Annotated in this window: 6 protein-coding genes and 1 pseudogene; all 7 read right to left on the bottom strand. The window is 61.5% G+C overall.

The features are described 5' to 3' along the window. Positions 1–111: 111 nt before the first annotated feature. Positions 112–1287, bottom strand: coding sequence for a DegT/DnrJ/EryC1/StrS aminotransferase family protein (locus IBX54_RS12485; protein ID WP_296542981.1), 1176 nt, complete (start codon positions 1285–1287; stop codon positions 112–114). Then, a pseudogene (locus tag IBX54_RS12480) lies at positions 1284–1697 on the bottom strand (FdtA/QdtA family cupin domain-containing protein). Before IBX54_RS12480 ends, IBX54_RS12485 begins: the two are co-directional and overlap by 4 nt. Then, a complete protein-coding gene (locus IBX54_RS12475; protein ID WP_296542980.1) occupies positions 1684–2082 on the bottom strand; it encodes a GtrA family protein in 399 nt (132 codons plus the stop codon). Before IBX54_RS12475 ends, IBX54_RS12480 begins: the two are co-directional and overlap by 14 nt. 151 nt (positions 2083–2233) lie before the next feature. After that, a complete protein-coding gene (locus IBX54_RS12470) occupies positions 2234–2665 on the bottom strand; it encodes a TA system VapC family ribonuclease toxin (protein WP_296542979.1) in 432 nt (143 codons plus the stop codon). Next, on the bottom strand, positions 2665–2913 hold the full coding sequence (locus IBX54_RS12465) for a hypothetical protein (RefSeq protein WP_296542978.1): 249 nt from the start codon (positions 2911–2913) through the stop codon (positions 2665–2667). The genes IBX54_RS12470 and IBX54_RS12465 overlap by 1 nt, the downstream gene beginning before the upstream one ends. Before the next feature lie 49 nt (positions 2914–2962). Beyond that, positions 2963–3892 carry a glycosyltransferase family 2 protein gene (locus IBX54_RS12460; RefSeq protein WP_296542977.1) on the bottom strand — a complete coding sequence of 310 codons (930 nt, stop codon included), beginning with the start codon at positions 3890–3892 and terminating at the stop codon, positions 2963–2965. After that, positions 3882–4844, bottom strand: a complete 963-nt coding sequence (locus tag IBX54_RS12455) for a GNAT family N-acetyltransferase (protein ID WP_296542976.1) — start codon at positions 4842–4844, stop codon at positions 3882–3884. The genes IBX54_RS12460 and IBX54_RS12455 overlap by 11 nt, the downstream gene beginning before the upstream one ends. Positions 4845–4990: the final 146 nt, after the last annotated feature.

Raw genomic sequence — 4990 nt, 5'->3', positions numbered from 1 at the left:
ATCCATGACCCCGGAAGTCATGGATCGCCACGCTTCGCTCGCGATGACGAAGTCGCTGTTCAAGGTCCGTGTTCGGTATCGGGCCGGATACGGGGGGCTCGCGATGACGGTTCAGGGGCAGTGTGCGGTGCCGGCCATGAGAGCGGCAATGACCTGCTGCTGCGCCGTCAGGCCGAGCTGGGGATACATGGGCAGGCTCAAGACCTCGCGGTGCAATTGCTCGGCAATGGGAAAGTCGCCGCTGCGGTAACCGGCGTCGGCATAGGCCGGCTGCAGGTGCGGTGGAATGGGGTAGTGCACCAGCGTGCCGATGCCGGCTTGCGCCAGCTGCTGCTGCAGCGCGTCGCGCTGCCTTGAGCGCACCACAAACACATGCCAGACCGGGCTGGCCCAGTGCGGCACCTCGGGCAGCACCAAACCGTTGCCGGCCAGTCCGTCAGAATTGGGCTGCGCATTGCCATATTGTTCACCGTGGTGCGTTTGTGCACGGTCAGTCAGGCCGTTCAGGTAGGCCAGCGCGAGTTGCTGGCGCGCGGCGTTCCAGGCGTCGAGGTGCGGCAGTTTGACGCGCAGCAGCGCGGCTTGGAGTTCGTCAAGGCGCGAGTTGAAGCCTTTGAATTCATTGTGGTATTTGCTGCGCGAGCCGTAGTTGCGCCAGGCCCTGAGCTGCTCGGCCAGTTGCGCGTCGTTGGTGGTAATGGCGCCGCCATCGCCCAGCGTGCCCAGGTTTTTGCCGGGGTAAAAGCTGAAGCCCGCCGCGTCGCCCAGGCTACCCGCGCGGCGGCCCTTGTAGCGCGCGCCGTGCGCTTGCGCGGCGTCTTCGATGACTTTGAGGCCATGCTCGCGCGCCACGGCGTTGATGGCGTCCATGTCGGCCGGCTGCCCGTACAGATGCACCGCGATGATGGCGCGGGTGCGCGGCGTGATGGCCACCGCCAGACGCGCTACATCAAGGTTGCAGGTGGCGGCCAGCGGCTCCACCGGCACCGGCGTGGCCCCGGCGTGCGATACCGCCAGCCAGGTGGCAATGTAGGTGTTGGACGGCACAATGACCTCGTCGCCCGCGCCAATGCCCCAGGCGCGCAGGATGAGCTGCAGCGCGTCGAGCCCGTTGCCTACGCCGACGCAGTGGCGGGTGCCGCAGTAGGCGGCAAATTCGGCCTCGAACGCTTGCACCTCGGTGCCCAGAATGTAGTTGCCAGAGGCAAGCACGCGCCGGAACGCGGCCTCCAGCTCGCTCTGGAGCGCCTGGTGCGTGGGCTTGAGGTCGAGAAACGGAACTTTCATGCGCCTGCTTTGACGGCGGCGAGAAACGCATCGTAGTCGCGGATGTAATCGTCTTCGCGGTACACCTCGGAGGCCAGCACCAGACACACCGAGCCCGACGAAAAGTTGTCGAGGTCACGTCACATCATCGGGCTCACGTACAGGCCGTAGTGCGAGCGGTTGAGGTGAAAGCGCTTTTGCTGCTGGCCGTCGTTGAGCACCACGTCGAAACTGCCCGAGATGGCAATGATGAATTCGTGCAGGTGCTTGTGCGCGTGCGAGCCGCGCTCGGAACCGCCCGGAACGTCGTAAATATAGTAAACGCGCTTGATGTCGAACGGAATGTGAACCGAGCTTTCGACAAAGGTCAGGTTGCCCTTGGGGTCCTGAATCTTGGGGAGATCAATGATGCGGGAGTTATTGATGGGCATCTGGCACCTCGGTTTTATGGTTGGCGGTAAAAATGTACCTTGATAATACAAAGGTGAGCGGCACCGTGACCGCAATGGCGCACAGCGGTGCCAGCCAGGTGGCCAGCCCGACCACTTCGACCAGCCCCATCACCAGCCCTATGCCCAGCGCGTACTGCGCGCCATACACCAGCGGAAAGCGCGCCAGGGTGGCAAGCGTCATGCGGGTCCTGAAGACAAAACCGGCGTTCAGCACATAGCTGATGAGGATGCCGAGCACAAACACAATCGAGTAAGCCAGTTGGTAGGGCATGAACTGCAAAAACAGCAGGTACAGCGCATAGGTGACGGCGGTGTTGAACAACCCGGTGACAAGAAAGCGCGCAAAGGCCAGGTTAAACCTCATGAGAATTCAACCGCCCCAAACGATGAAAGACCGTCGTCATTGCGAGTCGCGCAGCGACGTGGCAATCCATGCAGCTTGGGGCGATGGATTGCTTCACTGCATTCGCAATGACGACGTTCTTTCACGTTAAGAGGCTTGGGGTTAAAGTGATCTATACGATCAATTCCAGATGTGCGGCAGTGGCATTGGCCACCACAGCGGGCGCAATGCGCTGGTCAAACGTTGCCAGCCGCCCACCATAGCGAACGGCCAACGCCAGCAAGTAGGCGTCAGTCACTTGCCGATGCCCCAGCAGCCTGGGCCAGTTGATGACGCCTGCGGTCAACAGGCTTACATCTGATGCCCAAAATGCATGTTCAGGCGCAGCGCACGCCATGGCCAAACGCTCGGCGACCCGTGCCGCCGGTCGGGGGGTTGGGTAGCTGGGTTGCGCCATGATGCGCACTACGGCGTTTTGCGTGATGGGGCATGATGCCCATGCCTGGTTAGGTGTGCTTTGCAGCCAGTTCATCGCGCGGGCGTGCATGGCGTGCCCGCCGTCCAGCAACGCGATCAGCACATTGACATCCAGCAGCGCCCGCATTACACGCCTTCGACATCGCGTAACGCGTTGATTTGCGCGTTGGTGACGAGAACGCCCTGCGCCTCAAATGGTTGAAATCCGGCAACTGCGCGTGGCGCTGCAGTGCGGTCAGGCTGTGCACCAGCCGTGCCGCTGATGGCCGCACGCAGCAAGCGCGATATGAGCACACTGGCCGTAACGCGTTCGCGCGCAGCCAGTTCTTTGGCCGCATAAAGAACGTCGTCTTCAATGTCTAAAGTGGTACGCATAAGAACCTCGGTTGATGCAGTTGCATTTTGATGCTAGCACATCACGCCGTCAGTAAACCGTTTCAATCACGGTCTCTGGCCGCAGGTTGGTTTCGTCGAAGATGCGCCACAGGTATTCGCCAATCACGCCGAGCATCAGGATGATCAGGCCGAGCAAAAAGGTGATCAAAGTGACGATGGTCGGGAAACCGGCCACCGGCGTGCCTTCGATCAAGGCATAAATCACGATGTGCATGCCATAGGCAAAGCTGAGGATGGAAACCAGCAGGCCGGTGATGGAGATGGTGCGGATGGGCGTGACCGAAAAGCCGAGCATCACATCCAGAAACGCCTTGATTTTTTTGGCCAATGTCCAGCGGGACTTGCCGTGGCTGCGGGGCTGGCGGTGGTACGGGATGACTTCGGGCTGGTAGCCAAGCCAGTAGGCCAGCAGCGCGGGGTAGGAGTTTTTGGCGCTGTTGAGCATGGGCGCCAGCATGGCTTTGTCCATGAGGCACAGGTCGAAACCACCTTTTGGGTAGTCTTTCATGACCATCGTGCGCAACAGTTTGTAATAGATTTTGGACGACACTTTTGACATGAGGGGGTCGTCGCGCGAGACGCGCTCGAAGATCACAAACTTGGCACCCGCCAGCCAGCGTTTGACGGCTTCGAGCAACAAGGCGGGCGGGTCTTGCAGGTCGGCCGCCAGGTCAGAAAAGCAGTCGCCGGTGACAAAGCGAAAGCCGGTTTTCAGGCAGTGTTCAGCGCCAAAGTTGCGCGTCAGCTTGACCACCTTGGTGGCGGGGCGGCGCGCCTTGAAGGCCAACAGCGTGGCCAGCGATTCGTCTTTGGAGCCATCATCGACAAAGATCAGCTCCAGCCCGACGGCGAGCGTGTCGAGCTGCGCCTCGAGCTTGAGGAGCTCGTCAAAAAGCGCGGGCAGGCTGCCGGCATTGAAGTAAACCGGCACCACGATGGAGAGTGTTTTAGGATGCATTGCAAAGTTTGATTTCATAAAACTCATGGGCGACGCCGCCGCCGCCAAAGCCGGATTTGAAACGGTACAGGCCGTCGTTGAGCACCTGGCCATCTTGCTCGTTGCTGATGCCGAAGTCAAAGTAGCGGGCCCCGGCTTGTTGCGCTTCAAGGATAACGGCGTCAAAGACCGCGTCGAGCGCAGACACCGCGTAGGCGCTTTCGCTGGCCGCAATGTACTGAGCATGCCACACGGTACTGGTTTTGAACACGACCACGCCAGCCTCGACACACCCGGCCAGCAGGGCGCAGTGAATGGCAATGTGGTGCGGGAACCTGTTCATGAGCAGGGCCAGTTCGGCCAGGGAGTGCACGGGTTTGGCAGCGTGCTTGCGTGCCAGGTTGTGCGCAATGACGGCCCATAAGGCGCCAAGGTGCAAGGGTTCGGCCGACAGCGTCACCGCTTTTTGAGCTTTTTTGAGCCCGCGGCGGCGCTGCGCATCGGGCGGCTGGCGTCGGGCAAGGCCTACTGCGCACGAGAGGTCACAGCGCAGCCGTTGGGCACCGAGCCGGAACAGGGCGTAAAGATCATCCTGCGCGGGTGCGCTGGCATAGATGTGCGGAACGGCCTTGTACAGCAGCCGTTGGTAGCCCAGGTTTTGGTAATGCGCAGCCAAGGCGCTCAGGGCCTCCAGCATGCGCGCCCCGCTGAGCCAACCCGGGTGCACCACGCCGCCATAGGTGGTGCCGGGGTGGCTCACCACCAGCATTGGGTCAGCGGGCGATTGCGCCGCCGGGAACACGCCCCTGACCTTGCCCGCGTCAAGGATCAGCGCAGACACGTCCTTGAACCGCTCGCCGTGGTAGCTCAGGAACCGGCGCGTGTGCAGCAGCGTGGCGTTAACCGACGCGGCACAGCATTGCTCCCAGGCCGGTTCATGGTCTGGCGCGTAGGGCACGATCTGCAGATTCACGGGCTTCATTCCGGCTTGCCGTGAACAGGCCCCGGTTTGCCGTAAAAAGGCCCCGTCATTGCGAACGCAGTGACGCAATCCATGCACCCGGCCTGCATGGACTGCCGCGCTACGCTCGCAGTGACGAAGTCTCTGTTCAAGGTCCG

Source organism: Rhodoferax sp. (genome assembly GCF_014859475.1).
In the GTDB taxonomy this organism is placed as follows: domain Bacteria; phylum Pseudomonadota; class Gammaproteobacteria; order Burkholderiales; family Burkholderiaceae_C; genus Rhodoferax.
The sequence above is the reverse complement of the archived record's forward strand: the minus strand, read 5'-3'. Positions and strand labels throughout refer to the sequence as shown.

Coding starts and splice junctions, on each gene's coding strand:
- IBX54_RS12485 (WP_296542981.1), bottom strand. CDS start 1,287: ATGAAAGTTCCGTTTCTCGACCTCAAGCCCACGCACCAGGCGCTCCAG.
- IBX54_RS12475 (WP_296542980.1), bottom strand. CDS start 2,082: ATGAGGTTTAACCTGGCCTTTGCGCGCTTTCTTGTCACCGGGTTGTTC.
- IBX54_RS12470 (WP_296542979.1), bottom strand. CDS start 2,665: ATGCGGGCGCTGCTGGATGTCAATGTGCTGATCGCGTTGCTGGACGGC.
- IBX54_RS12465 (WP_296542978.1), bottom strand. CDS start 2,913: ATGCGTACCACTTTAGACATTGAAGACGACGTTCTTTATGCGGCCAAA.
- IBX54_RS12460 (WP_296542977.1), bottom strand. CDS start 3,892: ATGCATCCTAAAACACTCTCCATCGTGGTGCCGGTTTACTTCAATGCC.